Source organism: Frigoribacterium sp. VKM Ac-2836, from assembly GCF_013248995.1.
In the GTDB taxonomy this organism is placed as follows: Bacteria; Actinomycetota; Actinomycetes; order Actinomycetales; family Microbacteriaceae; genus Frigoribacterium.
Window position 1 is genome coordinate 1,268,125 of sequence record NZ_JABRPK010000001.1, and the last position, 18,115, is coordinate 1,286,239.

Annotated in this window: 17 protein-coding genes; 6 read left to right on the forward strand and 11 right to left on the reverse strand. The window is 69.6% G+C overall.

The features are described from left to right. Positions 1-170: 170 nt before the first annotated feature. Positions 171-1,514: a LysM peptidoglycan-binding domain-containing protein gene (locus tag HRF36_RS05920; RefSeq protein WP_173207485.1), complete on the forward strand. Its 1,344-nt coding sequence runs from the start codon at positions 171-173 to the stop codon at positions 1,512-1,514. 87 nt (positions 1,515-1,601) lie between these two features. Next, the gene (pknB, locus tag HRF36_RS05925; RefSeq protein ID WP_173207488.1) at positions 1,602-3,560 is read left to right on the forward strand and encodes a Stk1 family PASTA domain-containing Ser/Thr kinase; all 1,959 of its coding nucleotides are present in this window, start codon (positions 1,602-1,604) and stop codon (positions 3,558-3,560) included. Positions 3,561-3,661: 101 nt separating this feature from the next. On the opposite strand, the gene HRF36_RS05930 is transcribed toward pknB, so the two are convergent. From HRF36_RS05930 to HRF36_RS05940, 3 genes are all read right to left on the reverse strand, one after another. Further along, the gene (locus HRF36_RS05930) at positions 3,662-4,990 is read right to left on the reverse strand and encodes a class II 3-deoxy-7-phosphoheptulonate synthase (RefSeq protein ID WP_173208045.1); all 1,329 of its coding nucleotides are present in this window, start codon (positions 4,988-4,990) and stop codon (positions 3,662-3,664) included. Positions 4,991-5,085: 95 nt separating this feature from the next. Beyond that, positions 5,086-5,775 carry a 1-acyl-sn-glycerol-3-phosphate acyltransferase gene (locus tag HRF36_RS05935; protein ID WP_173207491.1) on the reverse strand — a complete coding sequence of 230 codons (690 nt, stop codon included), beginning with the start codon at positions 5,773-5,775 and terminating at the stop codon, positions 5,086-5,088. 54 nt (positions 5,776-5,829) lie between these two features. Then, positions 5,830-6,780 carry an ROK family glucokinase gene (locus tag HRF36_RS05940; RefSeq protein WP_173207508.1) on the reverse strand — a complete coding sequence of 317 codons (951 nt, stop codon included), beginning with the start codon at positions 6,778-6,780 and terminating at the stop codon, positions 5,830-5,832. 101 nt (positions 6,781-6,881) lie between these two features. Here HRF36_RS05940 and HRF36_RS05945 point away from each other — a divergent pair, with 101 nt between their 5' ends. Continuing rightward, a complete protein-coding gene (locus HRF36_RS05945) occupies positions 6,882-8,720 on the forward strand; it encodes a long-chain fatty acid--CoA ligase (RefSeq protein WP_173207511.1) in 1,839 nt (612 codons plus the stop codon). Here the strand turns inward: HRF36_RS05945 and HRF36_RS05950 are convergent, their stop codons facing one another. Continuing rightward, a complete protein-coding gene (locus HRF36_RS05950) occupies positions 8,721-9,218 on the reverse strand; it encodes a peptide deformylase (protein ID WP_173207514.1) in 498 nt (165 codons plus the stop codon). A 158-nt stretch (positions 9,219-9,376) separates the two neighbouring features. On the opposite strand from HRF36_RS05950, the gene HRF36_RS05955 reads away from it, so the two are divergent. Continuing rightward, positions 9,377-10,189, forward strand: a complete 813-nt coding sequence (locus tag HRF36_RS05955) for a ParA family protein (protein WP_054146774.1) — start codon at positions 9,377-9,379, stop codon at positions 10,187-10,189. A gap of 91 nt (positions 10,190-10,280) precedes the next feature. Here the strand turns inward: HRF36_RS05955 and HRF36_RS05960 are convergent, their stop codons facing one another. The 3 genes from HRF36_RS05960 to HRF36_RS05970 form a co-directional block, all read right to left on the reverse strand. Beyond that, complete coding sequence (locus HRF36_RS05960) at positions 10,281-10,829, reverse strand: MerR family transcriptional regulator (RefSeq protein ID WP_123518364.1); 549 nt, start codon at positions 10,827-10,829, stop codon at positions 10,281-10,283. Positions 10,830-10,983: 154 nt separating this feature from the next. Continuing rightward, a complete protein-coding gene (locus tag HRF36_RS05965; RefSeq protein WP_173207516.1) occupies positions 10,984-11,682 on the reverse strand; it encodes a MerR family transcriptional regulator in 699 nt (232 codons plus the stop codon). 2 nt (positions 11,683-11,684) lie between these two features. After that, positions 11,685-12,173, reverse strand: a complete 489-nt coding sequence (locus HRF36_RS05970; RefSeq protein WP_173207518.1) for an FHA domain-containing protein — start codon at positions 12,171-12,173, stop codon at positions 11,685-11,687. Positions 12,174-12,405: 232 nt separating this feature from the next. Between HRF36_RS05970 and HRF36_RS05975 the strand changes: the two genes are divergently transcribed. Next, positions 12,406-13,905 carry a S1C family serine protease gene (locus HRF36_RS05975; RefSeq protein ID WP_173207521.1) on the forward strand — a complete coding sequence of 500 codons (1,500 nt, stop codon included), beginning with the start codon at positions 12,406-12,408 and terminating at the stop codon, positions 13,903-13,905. A gap of 59 nt (positions 13,906-13,964) precedes the next feature. Here HRF36_RS05975 and HRF36_RS05980 read toward each other — a convergent pair whose 3' ends face one another. The 4 genes from HRF36_RS05980 to HRF36_RS05995 form a co-directional block, all read right to left on the reverse strand. After that, on the reverse strand, positions 13,965-14,954 hold the full coding sequence (locus HRF36_RS05980) for an NUDIX hydrolase (RefSeq protein ID WP_173207524.1): 990 nt from the start codon (positions 14,952-14,954) through the stop codon (positions 13,965-13,967). Between the two features lie 213 nt (positions 14,955-15,167). Continuing rightward, the gene (locus tag HRF36_RS05985; RefSeq protein ID WP_371740039.1) at positions 15,168-15,554 is read right to left on the reverse strand and encodes a VOC family protein; all 387 of its coding nucleotides are present in this window, start codon (positions 15,552-15,554) and stop codon (positions 15,168-15,170) included. 88 nt (positions 15,555-15,642) lie between these two features. Continuing rightward, the gene (locus HRF36_RS05990) at positions 15,643-16,590 is read right to left on the reverse strand and encodes a DnaJ domain-containing protein (RefSeq protein ID WP_173207530.1); all 948 of its coding nucleotides are present in this window, start codon (positions 16,588-16,590) and stop codon (positions 15,643-15,645) included. A 70-nt stretch (positions 16,591-16,660) separates the two neighbouring features. Continuing rightward, positions 16,661-17,068 (reverse strand): TIGR02611 family protein, encoded by a 408-nt coding sequence (locus HRF36_RS05995; protein WP_173207533.1) that lies wholly within the window; start codon positions 17,066-17,068, stop codon positions 16,661-16,663. A gap of 62 nt (positions 17,069-17,130) precedes the next feature. On the opposite strand from HRF36_RS05995, the gene HRF36_RS06000 reads away from it, so the two are divergent. Beyond that, the gene (locus tag HRF36_RS06000; protein WP_173207536.1) at positions 17,131-18,102 is read left to right on the forward strand and encodes an aldo/keto reductase; all 972 of its coding nucleotides are present in this window, start codon (positions 17,131-17,133) and stop codon (positions 18,100-18,102) included. The last annotated feature ends 13 nt before the right edge of the window (positions 18,103-18,115 follow it).

Here is an 18,115-nt window from a genome sequence, read left to right on the forward strand (position 1 = left end):
CGACGCGTGCCGCGCCTCCTCGAGCCGCTCCCCCGGTGCACGTCACATTCGCAACATCCGCCCCACTGATTGACTTGAATATGCACCTGTGCCAACTTGGGACGACGTGGCACCGCGGCTCTCCGATCACCCAGCGACCGTGTCCCCGCCCCCGAACCGAGGATCAGCCCATGAACGACGTCAGTTCCGCCCGCCCCGACTCCGAGTCCGCTACGACACCGGACGGTCGCTCGACCAGCGCGTTCGGCCCCATCGGCGGACTCGAGGAGCGCAAGCCGCTCTCGCGCATGGCGCGGTCCATGCTGAACACGGTCCCGATCGTCGTCGCAGGTTCGATGGCACTCAGCATGGGTGTCACTGGCCCCGTGTTCGCGCTCGACCAAGGCCCCACGAAGAAACCCGACGCATCCCCCCGTCCCGTCCTCCCGCCCCGGCTCTCGGCCCCCGAGCAGAAGACGGCGTCGACGGTCGAGACCGCCTCGAGCTCGGCGACGGTCTTCGGAGCCGCCCCGGCCACGTACACCGTCCGATCGGGAGACACCGTGGCGAGCATCGCCGGCTCGTTCGGGTTGAGCACCGCGTCGGTGCTCGCACTCAACGGCCTGAGCTGGAAGTCCACCATCTTCCCGGGCCAGACACTCAGCTTGAGCGCGGCCACGAGCGCCGCGTCCAAGGCATCGTCCGCGCCCACGCCGACGAAGGCGACGGGCGGGCGATACGTCATCGTCCGCGGAGACACCTTGAGTTCGATCGCGCGAGCCCACGGCGTCACGACGAGTGCACTCATCCAGGCGAACGGGCTGGGCCTGTCGAGCATCATCTATCCGGGACAGTCGCTGTCGATCCCCTCGGGTGCACCCGCCGCCGCGACGCCGGCCCCCACGGCAGGGCCTGCGGTGGGCAGTTACGTCATCCAGCGGGGCGACACCATCGCGTCGATCGCCACCAAGTCGGGTACGAGCGTCAAGGCGCTCCTCGCAGCGAACGGCTTGTCCTTCACCAGCACGATCTACGCCGGCAAGACCCTCACCCTGCCGGGCGCCTCGGCCCCCACCGCGACGACCGTGGTCGCGTCGACGACGGCCACTCCGATCGGCGTGAGCGCGACGCTGACCGCGGAGCAGGCCGCGAACGCCCGCACCATCATCTCGGTGGGACGCCAACTCGGCGTCGGGGACCGCGCGATCGTCATCGCGTTGGCCGCGGCCGCGCAGGAGAGCAGCCTGCGCAACCTCGACCACGGTGACCGCGACTCGCTCGGCCTCTTCCAGCAGCGCCCGAGCACGGGATGGGGCACTCCTGCCCAACTGCGCGACCCCGCGCATGCGACCAAGCTGTTCTTCGGCGGTGCGACCAACCCGAACACGGGCAAGACGAGGGGCCTCCTCGACGTCAAGGGGTGGCAGTCGATGACCTTGACCAAGGCGGCGCAAGCCGTGCAGTACTCGGCCTTCCCCGACGCGTACGCCAAATGGGAGGCTCCCGCCACCACCTGGCTCGCGACCCTCGGCTGACTCGCAGACGACCTGCATTCCGGGCGGTTTGCCGCCCTGCGGTGAGTTGAGGCACCCGCAGGGCCCACGGTCCGTAAAATCACGAAGGTGAGCGTGAACCAGACTGACCCGATGATCGGCCGTCTCATCGAGGGCCGGTACGAGGTCCGTTCGCGCATCGCCCGGGGCGGCATGGCCACGGTCTACCTCGCGACCGATCTGCGTCTCGAGCGTCGGGTCGCCATCAAGATCATGCACGGCCACCTCGCCGATGACGCCTCGTTCAAGGAGCGGTTCATCCAGGAGGCACGTTCGGCCGCGCGCCTCGCGCATCCCAACGTCGTCAACGTCTTCGACCAAGGGCAGGACGACGACTCGGCCTACCTGGTGATGGAGTACCTGCCCGGCATCACGTTGCGCGAACTCCTGCAGGACCACAAGGTGCTCACGCCCCAACAGGCGATGGACATCCTCGAGGCCGTCCTCGCCGGTCTCGCCGCCGCCCATCGGGCCGGCATCGTGCACCGCGACCTCAAGCCCGAGAACGTCCTCCTGGCCGACGACGGGCGCATCAAGATCGGCGACTTCGGTCTGGCGCGCGCCGCGACGGCCAACACGGCCACCGGGGCCGCCTTGCTGGGGACCATCGCCTACCTCTCCCCCGAGCTCGTGACGCGCGGCATCGCAGACACCCGGAGCGACATCTACGCGCTGGGCATCATGATGTACGAGATGCTCACGGGCGAGCAGCCCTACAAGGGCGACCAGCCCATGCAGATCGCCTACCAGCACGCGAACGACACGGTTCCGACCCCCAGCTCGGCGAACCCGCACGTGCCGGTCGAACTCGATGAACTCGTCCTCTGGGCCACGGCGCGTGACCCCGAGCAGCGACCGCGTGATGCCCGTGCCTTGCTCGATCAGCTGCTCGACGTGCAGCGGGTCCTCGCCGATCCATCGGGTCCGCCGGCGAACAGGACGATGGTCCTGCCGGCGGCGGGGACGACCTCTGTCCTACCGACCGCCGGGACCGGCGAGACGCAGGTCCTGCCCAAGGCCCGGCACCGCACCGGTCCGGTCCGAGCCGAATCCGACGACGCCGCCACCACGCTCGCCGCAGGAGCCGATCGGCGGCGCCGACGTGGTCGAGTGCTCCTGGCCCTCGTCGTCGTGGTCGCCCTGCTCGCGGGTGGCGTGGGTTGGTGGTTCGGCTCGGGGCCAGGTGCCCAGGCGTCCGTCCCCGACGTGACGGGACAGGACCCGGCCGCGGCGTCGGCCGCCCTCACCTCGGCCGGGTTCGTGGTCGCGCCCGACCCGCAGTCGGACTTCTCCCCCGTGGTGCCCACGGGGCAGGTCACACGCACCGACCCCGATGCCTCGGCCCGTGTACAGAAGGGGTCGACGATCACCCTCGTGGTGTCCCAGGGCCCCCGGCAACTTCCGGTTCCCACCGTGGTCGGCGAGACCGAGACGGCGGCGACGGACGCGCTCACGGACTTCGCGCTGCAGCCGACGTCGATCCAGTTCGACGAAGCGGCCGCCGGCATCGTCCTGGCCGTGAGCGGCGTGGACGAGGCCGGCACCCCGGTCGATCTCGCCGGTGCGGCCCAGTACGGCGAGCAACAGCCGGTGACGCTGACCGTGTCGCTCGGCCCCGTCCCGGACGTGGCAGGCCTCTCGGTGACCGACGCCCAGGGGGCCCTCACCGAGGCCCAGCTGACGGGAGTCGAGAGCGGTACCGAGTTCAGCGAGGACGTCGCGTCGGGCGAGGTGATCCGATACGAGCAGCAGGCCGAGGGTCCGCTGAGACAGGGCGACACGGTGAATCTGATCGTGTCGAAGGGGCCACCGCCCATCACGATCCCGGACGTTCGAGGCAAGACCATCGACGCGGCGACAGCCCAGTTGCAAGGGCTCGGATTCCGCGTGAGCTACCCCCGCTGCACGGCCTTCACCTGCGCGTTCTACGACTGGGAGTCCAGGCTGCCCGTCACGGCGACCGACCCCGAGGCCGGATTGACCGCCACGAAGGGGGCGACCATCGCCCTGTCGTACCGGGTGGAGTGACACCGCACGGACCCCGTCGTCGAGGCGGCGACGGAACCATGGCGGCGTGACGGACGGCCCCGCGACCACTGGTCACGGGGCCGTGGTCGTGCCGTCGTCCCCTAGTCGGCAGCGAGCTCTTCGGCCACCAGGAAGGCCAGCTCGAGCGACTGCATGTGGTTGAGGCGCGGGTCGCAGAGGGACTCGTACCGGGTGGCGAGAGTGGCCTCGTCGATGTGCTCGGAACCCCCCAGGCACTCCGTGACGTCGTCGCCGGTCAATTCGATGTGGATTCCACCGGGGTGTGTACCTGCCGCACGGTGCGCTTCGAAGAACCCCTTGACCTCGTCCATGATCTCTTCGAACCGCCGCGTCTTGTAGCCGGTGGGCGTCGTCAGCCCGTTGCCGTGCATCGGATCGCTGACCCAGAGAGGCGTCGCGTCGGCCTTCTTGATGGCCTCGAGGAGAGGCGGCAGGGCATCGCGGATCGTGCCGGCACCCATGCGGGTGATGAAGGTCAGGCGACCGGGTTCGCGCTCGGGGTCGAGCTTGTCGATGAGGCGCAACATGTCGTCGGCCGTCGTCGTCGGGCCCAGCTTGACGCCGATCGGATTGCGGACGCGGGAGAGGAAGTCGACATGGGCGCCGTCGAGATCACGGGTGCGCTCGCCGATCCAGACGAAGTGGGACGAGAGGACGTAGGGCGTGCCCGTCCGTGAATCGATGCGGGTCAGCGGGCGCTCGTAGTCCATGAGCAGACCCTCGTGACTGGTGTAGAACTCGACGCGCTTGAGCTCGTCGAAGTCCGCGCCGGCCGCCTCCATGAAGCGGATCGCCTTGTCGATCTCGCGCGCGAGATGCTCGTACTGCGCGTTCGCCGGATTGCTGGCGAAGCCCTTGTTCCAGCTGTGCACCTGCCGCAGGTCGGCGAACCCGCCCTGCGTGAAGGCCCGGATGAGGTTGATGGTCGAGGCAGAGGTGTGGTACCCCTTCACCAGTCGCGAGGCATCTGCGCGGCGGGACTCGGGCGTGAAGTCGTAACCATTGACGACGTCGCCCCGGTACGCAGGCAACGTGACGCCGTCGCGGGTCTCGGTGTCGCTCGAGCGCGGCTTGGCGAACTGACCGGCCATGCGTCCCATCTTGATGACGGGAACGGACGCGCCGTACGTCAGGACGACCGCCATCTGCAGGATGGTCTTGACGCGATCGCGGATCTGGTCCGCAGTCGCGCCCGCGAACGTCTCGGCGCAGTCACCACCTTGCAGGAGGAACGCCTCGCCCCGGGCAGCCGACGCGAGTCGCGTGCGGAGTGTGTCGACCTCGCCGGCGAAGACGAGCGGCGGGAGGATGGACAGCTCTGCCGACGCGGCTTCGACGGCCGCACCGTCGTGCCAGGTGGGCTGCTGCTTGATGGGGAGCGTGCGCCAATGGTCGAGACCGTCGATCACGTCGGGATCGGTGACGACGAACGGTTCGGTGAGCTGGGCCACGGTCTTCCTTGCCAGTTGACGGTCTCGAGGCCGAACGACCTCGACAGGCGAGCCTACCGTGAAAGGGTCGAGCGCTTCTCTTTCACGCTCGTCGCGTAGACGTCGCTGTATTGCTGACCGCTGAGGGCGTTCAACTCGTACATGATCTCGTCGGTGATGGACCGCAGGATGAAGCGGTCGCCTTCCATGCCCTCGAAGCGGCTGAAGTCGAGCGGTTCGCCGAAGACGATGCCGACCCGGTGCAGGCGAGGGATCTTGGTACCGGTCTTCATGACCTTCTCGGTCCCGATCATGGCGACGGGGATCACGGGCACGTGACCCTCGAGGATCATGCGCGCGACCCCCGTGCGGCCACGGTAGAGCTTGCCGTCGGGGCTCCGGGTGCCCTCGGGGTAGATGCCGAGCTGCTCCCCGCGACCCAGCACCGAGAGCCCCGTCGCCAAGGACGCCTCGGAGGCCTTGCCCCCGGATCGGTCGATGGACAGTTGCCCCGTGGCCGTGAAGAAGAGTCGGATCGCCCAGCCCTTGATGCCCCGGCCGGTGAAGTAATCGCTCTTCGCGAGGAAGGAGATGCGGCGATCGAGGGCGAGGGGCAAGAAGATCGAATCGACGAACGAGAGGTGGTTGCTCGCGAAGATGACGGCACCCGAAGCGGGGACGTGCTCACGACCGCTGACCCACGGTCGGAAGATCGACAGCACGAGCGGACTCGCGACCATCGTCTTCAGGAACCAATAGAGCATCGGTGCTCCTCTCGTCGGGGCGTCGGGGCGTCGGGGCGTCGGGGCGTCGGGAGTCTAGCGGTCGGTGGCGTGGAGGCGGGCGAGGTCGGCGGCACCGACGACCCCCGCGTCGTTCACGAGCTCGGCGATCACGAACTCGGGCTCGGGGTGATACCCACGAGCGGGAAGGTGCTCGAGGTAGGCGGCCCGCACCGGCGCCAGCAGTAACTCGCCGGACTGTGCCACACCCCCACCGAACACGAACACCTGCGGATCGAGGATCGCACTCAACGACGCGGCGGCCTGACCGAGCCAGGTGCCGAGACGGCGGAGGGCCTCAACGGCACCGGCGTCGCCCGACTGGAGCAGGACGCTGACGTCGTGGCCCGAGAGCTCGCCGGACTCGTCACGCAGCTGCGCGAGGGCGCGACCTGTGCCGCCCTCGTCGGCCACCTCGCCCGCGATCCGGAGCAGGGCGCGGCCCGAACCGTACTGCTCGATGCAGCCACGGGCACCGCAGCCGCAGGGCAAGCCGTCGGGCACGATCCGCATGTGGCCGAGTTCGCCACCCGTGCCGAAGCCACCTCGCAGAAGGCGGTCCTGCGCCACGATGGCGCCACCGACACCCGTGCCGATGGTGAGCATGGTCATGTCGCTCGCGAGGCGGCCGGCGCCGAAACGGAATTCGGCCCAGCCGGCCGCGTTCGCGTCGTTGTCGATCGTGATGTGCAGGTCGAGCCGCTCGGACAACCGCGCCCGCAGGGGTTCGTTACGCCACGCGATGTTGGGGGTGTAATAGACGGTCGACTGGGCCGCGTCGATGAAGCCGGGCGCGGCCACCCCTGCGGCGACGACGTCGGGGTGACGGGCCTGCAACGAGGTGACCATGTCGACCACCGCGTCGACGATCGCACCGGCGTCGCCGGCCGGCGTCGCGACGCGCTCTTCGTCGACGATCTCGCCGAACTCGGTGACCACCCCGCCCGCGATCTTCGTCCCGCCGATGTCGATTCCGATTGCCTGCACGAGGATCGAGTCTATCCTCGACCGCCGATCACCTTCAGCACCGTCTCCGGCGAGGTCACGTTAGTGTTGTCGGACCATCGTTCGGTACCGAAGGAGCTGCCGTGAACGAACACATCGTCCCCCCCGTGGTCGCCGCCGACCCGTCCGCCAACGCGACCGACCTGCTGCTCGATCGGGTCGCCGCGACGCCCGACGAACCGCTCTTTTCCGTTCCGAACGGCACGGGTGGATGGCGTGACGTCACGGCCGCGCAGTTCCTCACCCAGGTGCGCGCCCTGGCCAAGGGCCTGATCGCCGCAGGCGTCGAACCCGGCGACAAGATCGGGCTGATGTGTCGCACGCGGTACGAATGGACGCTCATCGACTTCGCTACCTGGTTCGCGGGGGCTCTACTGGTTCCCGTGTACGAGACGTCCTCGCCCGCGCAGGTCCACTGGAACCTTAGCGACTCCGAGGCCGTCGCCGTCATCCTCGAGACCGCCGATCACTTCTCCCGCTTCGACGAGGTGCACCCCGAGCTCCCCGCCGTGACGCGTGTCTGGCAGGTGGACCTCGGTGATCTCGACAAACTCGCCGCGTCGGGCGTCGCCGTGTCCGATGACGAACTCGAACGCCGTCGCAGCGCGGCCGTCGCCACCGACGTGGCCACGATCATCTACACCTCCGGCACCACGGGGCGCCCCAAGGGATGCGTGCTGACCCACGCCAACTTCGTCGAGACCAGCCGCAACGCCGCCGTCGCCATGAGCGATGTCGTGGCCCCCGGGTCGTCCACCCTGCTGTTCGTGACGACCGCACACGTCTTCGCCCGATTCATCGCCGTGATGTCGGTGCATGCCGGCGTGAAGGTGGGCCACCAGGCCGACACGAAGCAGTTGCTGCCGTCGCTCGCTTCGTTCAAGCCGAGCTTCCTGCTCGCGGTCCCCCGGGTCTTCGAGAAGGTCTACAACTCGGCAGAGCAGAAAGCCGAAGCAGGGGGCAAGGGCGGCATCTTCCGCCAAGCCGTCGCCGTCGCCATCGCTCATAGCCGAGCCCTCGACGAGGGCACCGTGCCTCTGGGGCTCAGGCTTCGCTTCGCCTTGTTCGACCGCCTGGTGTACAGCAAGCTCAAGAAGGCCATGGGCGGCAACATCCGCTACGCCGTCTCGGGTTCTGCGCCGCTCGGCACGAGACTCGGCCATTTCTTCCGCAGCCTCGACATCCGCATCCTCGAGGGATACGGGTTGACCGAGACCACGGCACCCGCGGCCGTCAACCTCGTCTCGAAGTTCAAGATCGGAACCGTCGGACCGGCCCTGCCGGGGGTCGGCATCGCGATCGCCGACGACGGTGAGGTGCTCGTCAAGGGCGTCAACGTCTTCGCGGGGTACTGGAAGGCCGATGAGGCCACGGCCGAGGTCATGGACGACGGATGGTTCCGCACCGGGGACCTCGGGTCTCTCGACGGCGACGGGTATCTCACCATCACCGGCCGGAAGAAAGAGATCATCGTCACGGCCGGCGGCAAGAACGTCTCCCCCGCGGTTCTGGAGGACCCGATTAGGGCGAACCCCCTGGTCGGCCAGGTCGTCGTGGTGGGCGATCAACGTCCGTTCGTCGCCGCCCTCGTGACCCTCGACACGGAGATGCTGCCCGTGTGGCTCAACAACGCCGGGGAGGCCGCTGACATGCCTCTGACAGAGGCCGCCCGTCACCCGAAGGTCCGTGCGGAGATCCAGCGAGCCGTCGATGCTGCGAACGCGACCGTCTCTCGCGCCGAATCGATCCGGAAGTTCGAGATCCTGCCGGTGGAGTTCACCGAGGCCGGCGGGCACTTGACTCCCAAGATGAGCGTCAAGCGTGCCGTCGTCGTGAACGATTTCGCCCAACAGATCGCCGACATCTACATGGCCCATCCCGATACCGAGTCGGTGCGCACGGTCACGGCACGCGGGCGCTGATCAGACGCGCCACCAATCGGCGGACCGGATCTGCCGCATCGCCTCGCGTTTCGTCTCGGGCTCCAGGGTGAGGACGTACAGCGTGCCGTCGAGGTGGTCCGTCTCGTGCTGGAGGGCCTGGGCCATGAGCCCCGTGCCCTCGAGCACGACCTTCCCCCCGTCCAGGTCGACCCCTTCGACCCGGGCGTACTCGTAGCGGGGTGTCGGGAACCAGAACCCGGGCACCGAGAGGCAGCCCTCGTCGACGAGGGTCTTCTCGCCCGAGACCTCGACGACGACGGGGTTCAGGACGTATCCGACCTCCCCGTCGACGTTGTAGCTGAACGCACGGAGCGACACGCCGATCTGAGCCGCGGCGACTCCGGCCCGCCCCGGCTCGCGAACGGTGTCGAGGAGATCCTCCACCAGGGAGGCGAGTCGCGGGTCGCCGATCGTGACGGGGTCGGACGCCGACCGAAGGACGGGGTCGCCGAACAGGCGGATGGGTCTCACGCTCACGGCGCGCCTCCTGGGGGGTCTGGGTGCGGTGCGGACGACTCGTCACGACACCGTGCCGACGACGGGTGGACAGGCGCGGTCGCTTTCCGGAAGCGGACGCACGCCGCATCGACGTGGCTGTTGGGTGATTCAACAGTAGTGAAGGTATCGTCTGTGTCGTGCATGTACTCAGCGTCAGCTCCCTCAAAGGCGGCGTCGGCAAGACGACGGTGACGCTCGGACTCACGTCGGCCGCCTTCGCCAAAGGTCTCAGGACCTTGGTCGTCGACCTCGATCCTCAGTCCGACGTCTCGACCGGCCTCGACATCACCGTCTCGGGCCACCTCAACGTCGCCGACGTCCTCGCCTCCCCGAAAGAGAAGACGGTCCGGGCGGCCATCGCCCCGAGCGGGTGGACCAAGGGTCGTCAGGGCAAGGTCGACGTCATGATCGGAAGCCCGTCGGCCATCAACTTCGACGGGCCGCACCCCTCGATCCGCGACATCTGGAAGCTCGAGGAGGCACTCGCGAACGTCGAGGCCGACTACGACCTCGTCCTGATCGACTGTGCCCCGTCACTCAATGCCCTCACCCGGACCGCGTGGGCCGCGTCCGACCGCGTGACGGTCGTCACCGAACCGGGCCTCTTCAGCGTGGCCGCGGCCGACCGGGCCCTCCGCGCGATCGAGGAGATCCGTCGTGGTCTGTCTCCGCGCCTCCAGCCCCTCGGCATCATCGTCAACCGGGCGCGTGTCCAGTCGCTCGAGCACCAGTTCCGCATCAAGGAGCTGCGCGACATGTTCGGCCCCCTCGTCCTGTCGCCGCAGCTTCCCGAGCGCACGTCCCTTCAGCAGGCGCAAGGCGCGGCGAAACCCCTGCACGCGTGGCCTGGCGAGAGCGCCCAAGAAATGGCTCGCAACTTCGATCAACTCCTCGAGCGCATCATGCGGACGGCGAAGATCGGCGACTACGCCGAGCCCGCCGCCCGCTGACAGGTCGAACCGGCCCGCAGAACGAAGGCCCCGCACGACACCGTGCGGGGCCTTCGTCGTCGGCGACCGATGGGCGCCGTCGTGAGGGGTGTCAGCTGGCGCGCGTGCTGCGTCGAGCTGCGAGCTCGTCCGACGGGTCGGCTGCCGGCGTGCTGTCGATCTCGACGAGGCTCGACTCGACTTCTCGGAGCACCTTGCCCACGGCGATGCCGAAGACGCCCTGACCGCGACTGACGAGGTCGATGACCTCGTCGTCCGACGTGCACAGGTAGACGCTCGCCCCATCGCTCATGAGCGTCGTCTGGGCCAGGTCGTTGACACCGGCTTCGCGCAGCTGGTTCACGGCCGTGCGGATCTGCTGCAGCGAGATGCCCGTGTCGAGGAGGCGCTTGACGAGCTTAAGGACGAGGATGTCGCGGAAGCCGTAGAGACGTTGCGAACCGGAGCCAGCCGCGCCGCGGATGGTCGGTTCGACGAGTTGCGTCCGAGCCCAGTAGTCGAGCTGGCGATAGCTGATGCCGGCCGCCTTCGCCGCGACGGTGCCGCGGTAACCGCTGTCGGCGTCGTGTTCGGGCAAGCCGTCCGTGAAGAGCAGACCCAGCTCGTAGCGGGATTCCTCGGGGGAACCTGACTCACTCATGCTGTTGCCTTCCACGTTCTTCTGCCGGAGCTCAACGTTCAACATCGGGTTGATGGTTGTACAGGACTCACGGTACCCACAACGGGGAGCTGCCTGGGCGACATTCGCTCCGACGGGTCGGCGTGTCGAGGATATTCGCCCGGAGCGCGAACGTCTAGGCGTCGAGGCGACCCAGGGCGGAGCGGACGAGCCCCGCGCGGACGACGTCGACCTGCGCCGCCAGCTCGCGTGAGAGTTCGGCGACCCGGGCCCGTGAGGCCGCGTCGTGCTTGCGCGCCAGCGGAGCCAGAGCCGTCTCGATGAGGCCGAGTTCGCGATCGACCGAGGCGCGCACCGTCCTCAGATGGCGGGGCCCGATGCCCGACTTGCCCAGCTCGACCAGGGCCGACAGGACCACGACCGATTCGTCGCCGTAACGACCCGCGGCCGGCAGGAGCGACGCCGACACGGCCTCGTCGAGCAGGGCGGGTGATGCGCCGGTCTCACGGAGCAGCTCGTCGCGGCCGAAGCGGCGGCCGTGCGTCACGATCGAGACGGGCGCAGCCCCCGACGGGAGAGTTGCCGGACGACCGGCGTCGAGGTCGGCGAGGTGTTGACGGATCACCTTGAGCGGCAGGTAGTGGTCCCGCTGGAGCCCGAGGATGAAACGGAGCCGCTCGACGTCGGTGGGCGAGAACTTGCGGTAGCCCGAAGGGGTACGCACCGGGGTGACCAACTCGCGCTCTTCGAGGAAGCGCAGCTTGCTGTTGGAGAGATCGGGGAACTCCGGCTTGAGCCGAGAGAGGACCTGCCCGATCGTCAACAGGTCGGACGGCCCGGTCTGCGACGACCGGGCGGCGGCGGTGCGGGGCACGGCTACTTGATCGCCAGGTGCGCGAGGTCGACCCGCGAGGCGTAGAAGGTCAGGCGGAACTTGCCGACCTGGACCTCGGCACCGTCGGAGAGGCTGGCCTCGTCGATGCGGACGCCATCGAAGTAGGTGCCGTTCAGGGACCCGAGATCGCGCACGCTGAAGCTGGTGCCCTCGCGGCGGAACTCGGCGTGCTTGCGGCTGACCGTGACGTCGTCGAGGAAGATGCCGGCGTCGGGGTGACGCCCAGCGACCGTCACGTCGGAGTCGAGGAGGAACCGGGCGCCGATGTTGGGGCCGCGACGGACCACGAGAAGAGCGGACCCCGAAGGCAGTGCGGCGACGGCGTCACGCTCGTCGGCGGACACGCCGCCCTCGAGAGCGGCCAGTTGCGCCTGGAACTCTTCGTTGAAGCTGAGGGTCGTGTCGACCTCGCGAGGGGCGCCGTGGGCGCGGTCCTGCTCGCCTGGTACCGGGTTGGCGGGCTCTGCCATCGTGGACCTCCTTTGGCGTCCCAGCGTATCGGAACTCCGACCCTCGTCGGGAACGTATTTCGGCGACCCGCCCCCTGCGACGCGGCTCGCGCGCAGGTGAGACGGTCTCGGCTCCGTTCACCGCGCCTCCTCATGCAACTCCCCACCGCCTCAGGGCGTGGTCATAGGGATCTCTTGGGTGGGCACCGTTCCATGGACCCATCGTCACCACCACCGCCACAGGAGGCACACCATGAACGACCGCGACGGCGACATCACGACCGGCAACCCGGACGAGGCCACGCCCGTCACGCCTTCCGCGTCGACCGACTCGAGGGCGACCGAGGACGCCCCCCAGGCCCACACGCTCCCCCACGTGACCGGTTCGTCCGACGCACGCTACGTCTCGGCGGCCCCCCTCTGGATGGCCCAGGACGACAACCACCAGGCGTACGACTCGGCGACCGGCACGCCCTCGGCGGACGGCGGCGACGGAGCACGGGGCACGGTGCCCCCGACCTTCGGCCGCGCCCCTTCTGCCCGCCGCTCACGGAAGTGGCTCGCCCTCACCGGTGCGGCCGCGGCCGTCGTCATCGTCGCCGGCGCGGCGGGCGGCGGCGCGTACGCCGCCGGACGCTCGGCCGGCAGCGCGGCGGCACAGGCGGCGAGCGAACGACAGGCCCTCGAGTTGCTGCCCCAGCTCACGCGACCCGGCACCGGGTCCAATGATTCGACGTCCCCGTTCGGCGGCTCGGTACCGCAGGGAGGCCAGTCACAGGGCGGTTCGACGCAGGGCGGTTCGACGCAGCAGGGCACCTCCACCCAGACCAGCGCCACGGCGGCCACCGACGACGAGAAGGCCGGCGTCGTCACCATCGTCTCGACGCTGAACTACGACGCCGCGTACAAGTCCGCGGGCACGGGCATGATCCTCACCTCGGGCGGGCTGATCCTGACGAACAACCACGTCGTCCAGGGTGCGACCAGCATCCAGGTGACCGTCGAGTCGACGGGCGAGAGCTACACGGCCGACGTCGTGGGCACCGACGCCACCAACGACGTGGCCGTGCTGAAGCTGCAGGACGCGACCGGCCTCACCCCGGTGAGCTTCGACGCGTCCGCCGACGTGGCCACGGGCGACACCGTCCACTCGACCGGCAACGCCGAGGGCACGGGCGACCTGGTCACCGCCGAGGGCACGGTGCTCGCCACCGACCAGTCCATCACGGTGCAGAGCGAGTCCGGCTCGGGCACCGAGTCGTTGTCCGGCCTCATCGAGGTCGACGCCGACGTGGTCTCTGGCGACTCCGGCGGCCCGCTGCGCGACGGTGACGGAGACGTCGTCGGCATCGTGACGGCCGCTTCGCAGGGCTCGTCGACGATCACCGGATACGCCATCCCGATCGATCACGCCCTCGCCATCGCGAAGCAGATCCAGTCGGGCACCGGCAGCTCCACCGTGCAGATCGGCCTGCCCGCCTTCCTCGGCGCGCAGATCTCGAGCGCGGCCGCCGGCACCGCCGGCGGCGTGACGATCGCCGGGACCGTCGAGGGCAGCGCGGCCGCATCGGCCGGCCTGGTCGCCGGCGACGTCGTCACCGCTGTCGACGGGACGGCCGTCGCGGACTCGTCCGCACTCACGGCGGCGATCCGGGCGCACGAGTCGGGCGACCAGGTCTCGCTCAGCTGGACCGACACGGCCGGCACGTCGCACACCGCGACCGTGACGCTGGGCGACGGTCCCGCCGCCTGATCCGAGATCGGGTTCGAACGGCGCGCCCCACCGACGGGTGGAGCGGGCCGTCGACCGTGTCAGTCGAGACCGACGGCGCGGCGGAAGACGCCCGGGCGCACGACGGTCGCACCGACCGTGGCGACCCGGCCTGCGAGGGCTCGGTCAGCGGTCACGACGACGACACGAGACCTCGTGCCCGACACCCCCTGCACCTCGCGCACCCGTGCCACGATCGCCGAGTCCCCGTCGGCTTCGGCCCGGAGGACGGTCAGACCGGGGTACGTGTCGCCCACGGCGCGGGCGTCCCCTTCGACGACGGCGCTCATGGCCGGCCATCGCCAGGTGGGCGTCCCCGGCGGCTCGGCAGCGGAGGCGTCGGCGGTGGCGAACGCGCCGTCGCCCGCCGGTGACACGTCCGTGGCCGGGCGACGCGTCGTGACGACTGCCTGCCCTCGGTCGCTGTCCGATGCCACGAGCGACTCGGCCAGCCCGTGCCCGACTCCGCGTGACAGGGCGTCCAGCAATCGGCTCGTGGCCCCCGCCCGATCACGCCACCATCCGTCGGGCCGCGAACCGAGGACGTTCGCGACGTCGACCACGACATGTACCTCGGCGGCGAGCTCGGCGCGGAGCCTCGGCCAGGACGCCGCGAAGCCGGGGTGCAACGGCAGATCGGCCACCTCGGCGGCCGGCACCCACCCCAGGGCGATGCTCTCGGCATCCGAGACGACCGGCTCGAACGGGCGCGTCGCCCGGGCCACGACGGTCGTGTACGACCAGAATCCGAGGTCGAGTTCGGACGCGAACAGCAGGCGCAGGGCGTCGACCGGCACAGCGGCCTCTTCACCGCTCTCGCGGAGCGCACCCTCGACGGCGCTCTCGTCGTGGTGACGGGCGCCTCCGGGCAGGCCCCACGTCCCGCCGAAATGGCTCCAGTCGGCCCGGTGCTGCAGCAGGACACGGTCATCCGGGTCGACGACCAGGAGACCGGCGGCCCCGGCGCGACCCCAGAACCGACGCCCGTCGGGAGCTTCGACCCAGCCGTCCGCGGGTTCGTGCGTGTTCACGGGGTCGAGCTTGCCACAGTGATCAGGAGGCGGTGCTCACCTCGCGGGCAGGACGACACGTCGAATGGACGACCGCCGGGCAGCGGACCGAACCGATGCGGCGACCGCTCCGAAGGCATACCTGGGGCTGACCCGGAACCCGATGCCGGGCCAGCCCTCCCCCGCTCCCGACACCGCGCCTCCCCGGGGTCGAACCGGAACACGACGAGGGCCTCAGGGCTGCTGCACGGAGAAGACGTTGCCGGCCGGATCGGTGAACCAGGCGATGTCGGGGCCCCTGTCGGCGCTGCGACCGCGCATGACGCCGCGGGCGTCGGAGTGGCCGCCGTAGTGCTCGGGCTCGAGGCCGAGTTCGGCCAGGTCGTCGAGGGCCACGTCGACGTCGTCGACCACGAAGTTCAGCACGGTGAAGGACCCGACCACGTGGTCGGGCTTGCCGTAGACGAGGACCCACGCCGCGCCTCCCGGAAGACGGAGGCGGAACATCTGGCCCTCGACGACGACCTCCGTCTCGAGACCGAGGACGTCACGGTAGAAGGACGTGGCGGCCGGCACGTCGTCGACGCTGAAGCCGGAGTAGCCGGACTGTGGACGGAACACGGGTTGCTCCCTTCTCGGGCGGGACGTCCGGCGGACGCCGGCGTGGTGCCCAGCGTGGCCCTCGTCCGACCGATGCGCCACCCCCGGGTCAGACGAAGCGGATCGCCTGCTGCAATCGAGCGCGCACCTCGAAGACGTCCGAGATGCTGGTGCGATCGCCGAGTTCTGGCCCATGACGGAGCACCTGGGGCAGGAGGGAGCGGCGCACGACCCAGGTGCCCCCGGCGCGGCGCCCCACCTTCTCGAGAGCCGGCGCGAAGTCGTCGTCGGGCACCACGATCAGCTGGGCCGTGAACGACACCCGCGTGTCGCGCCGCACCGCGCGGGCCTGGCGGGTGAGATCGCGGACCGGTTCTTCGTCGGCGGGGATGCCTCGACCGACGAGCTCACCTCGCGACACCTGCACCTCGCTGCCCCAGTCGGAGGACTGGACCGCGAAGAGACCCGACGGACCGAGCACGACGTGATCGAGCTTGCCCTCGGGACCGGCGTCGACGTCGCTCCAGACGGTGAAGCCGATACCGAGGTCGGTGACGGCGGCGACGGTGGCCTCTTCGGCCATGGCATCGGCCAGGACGTGCCGGATCTCGGGGGGCGCACTGCGGACGAGGCGTTCGTCGTAGGGATCGTCGAGCGGGACGCCCCGACCGACCCACTCGCGCATCAGGCCGAGGTAACGCTCTCGGTTGGCGCCACCGGGATGACCGTGCACACGGGCCTTGGGCTTGGAGTCGGTCCGCGCCGGTTCACGCGCAGGCGGTGACCAGCCCGGGGCACTCGAACCCGCGGACCGCGCGCTGCCCGACGGGGAGGTGCTCCAGGAATCGGACCCGCGATCGTAGACGGCACGCGCCTCGGGAGTGCCCACCTGCTGCCAGGCCTGTTGCAGGTCGCGGAACGCCTGCGCGGTGCCGCCGAGGTCGGGGTGGGTCTGACGGGCGAGCCGCCGGTAGGCGCGACGCAGGTCGTCGGTCGACGCCGTCGAGGGCACGCCGAGCACCTCGTAAGGCGTGGCGGAGGCGGGACTGGGCGTCACGACCGCGACATTACCGAACGTCCGCTGGACGTCCGGTCGACGACGGCCAGGACGGGATCGGCCCGATGGTTCACCGCGACGGGGCAGCCGACGGCTTCACGGTCGACGACCGACGCGCCGAACGGGAGACCCGCCACGCACGCCATCGCAGACGGGCTCGTCGCACGAGTCGTCGCACCCACTGGGTGATGCGGTGGGCTGCCGGGAACTCGGTGCCCAGCACGGCGACGCCGAGGAAGACGACGAGCCAGCCGGGACCGGGGAGCGGGACGAGGACCAGGCCGACGACGACGATCACGGCCCCGAGCATCCCGACGCCGATCTTGTACAGCAAGCGGAGGCGCGGGTGCGGGTCCAGGCGGAGTCGCATCTTGGCATGGGCGTCGCGGAATGCACGTCGCCGACCGCCACGGCGCGGACCGGCCCCTCGGTGCTCGGTCGGGGGCACGCCGTCGGGGGTCTCGGGCTGCTCACTCATGACGGTGACGTTAGGGGGCGTTCCTGTGAGCAGGACGGCACACGAGGGGGTAGCCAGGGAACATGGATTACACACACCTCGGACGCACAGGGTTGTCCGTCTCACGGGCCGTGCTCGGCACGATGAACTTCGGGCCACAGACCACGGAGGACGACTCGCACGCGATCATGGACCGAGCCCACGAGCTCGGCGTCAACTTCTTCGACACGGCCAACGTCTACGGCTGGGAGAAGGGCGAAGGAATCACCGAGCAGATCATCGGACGGTGGTTCGCCCGCGGGGGCGGGCGACGGGAGAAGACGGTCCTGGCCACCAAGCTCTACGGCGACATGGGCGACTGGCCCAATGACGGCAGGCTCAGTGCGCTGAACATCCGTCGCGCGCTCGACGCGAGTCTGAGGCGTCTGCAGACCGACCACATCGATCTCTACCAGTTCCACCACGTCGATCGTGAGACGCCGTGGGACGAGATCTGGCAGGCGATGGAGGTCGCGGTGCAGCAGGGCAAGGTCCTCTACGTCGGCAGCAGCAACTTCGCCGGTTGGCACATCGCCCAGGCCCAGGAGGCCGCCAAGGCCCGACACTTCAGCGGACTCGTGAGCGAGCAGTCGATCTACAACCTGATCGTCCGCGACGTCGAGCGCGAGACGCTGCCCGCCGCACGTCACTACGGTCTCGGCATGATCCCGTGGTCGCCACTCAACGGCGGGCTGCTCGGTGGCGTCATCGAGAAGACCGAAGAGGGATCGCGCCGGCTCGAGGGGCGGAGCGCCGACTACGTCGCCGAGCACCGCGACCAGCTCGAGGCCTACGAGGCCTTCGCGCGCGAGCTCGGACACGCACCGGGCGAGGTGGCCCTCGCCTGGTTGTTGCACCAGCCGGGCGTCACCGGGCCGATCACCGGCCCGAGGACCATGGCGCAACTGGAGTCGGCGGTCGCGGCCGTCGACGTGAAGCTGGACGAGGCCGCGCTGACGCGGCTGGACGAGATCTTCCCCGGGCACGACACGTCGCCCGAGGACTACGCATGGTGAACCGGAGGACGAC

Excerpts from the sequence above, each read along its gene's own strand:
- HRF36_RS05920 (WP_173207485.1), top strand. The coding sequence starts at position 171 with ATGAACGACGTCAGTTCCGCCCGCCCCGACTCCGAGTCCGCTACGACA.
- HRF36_RS05935 (WP_173207491.1), bottom strand. The coding sequence starts at position 5,775 with ATGCTCTATTGGTTCCTGAAGACGATGGTCGCGAGTCCGCTCGTGCTG.
- HRF36_RS05975 (WP_173207521.1), top strand. The coding sequence starts at position 12,406 with ATGAACGACCGCGACGGCGACATCACGACCGGCAACCCGGACGAGGCC.
- HRF36_RS06000 (WP_173207536.1), top strand. The coding sequence starts at position 17,131 with ATGGATTACACACACCTCGGACGCACAGGGTTGTCCGTCTCACGGGCC.
- HRF36_RS05960 (WP_123518364.1), bottom strand. The coding sequence starts at position 10,829 with ATGAGTGAGTCAGGTTCCCCCGAGGAATCCCGCTACGAGCTGGGTCTG.
- HRF36_RS05970 (WP_173207518.1), bottom strand. The coding sequence starts at position 12,173 with ATGGCAGAGCCCGCCAACCCGGTACCAGGCGAGCAGGACCGCGCCCAC.
- HRF36_RS05995 (WP_173207533.1), bottom strand. The coding sequence starts at position 17,068 with ATGAGTGAGCAGCCCGAGACCCCCGACGGCGTGCCCCCGACCGAGCAC.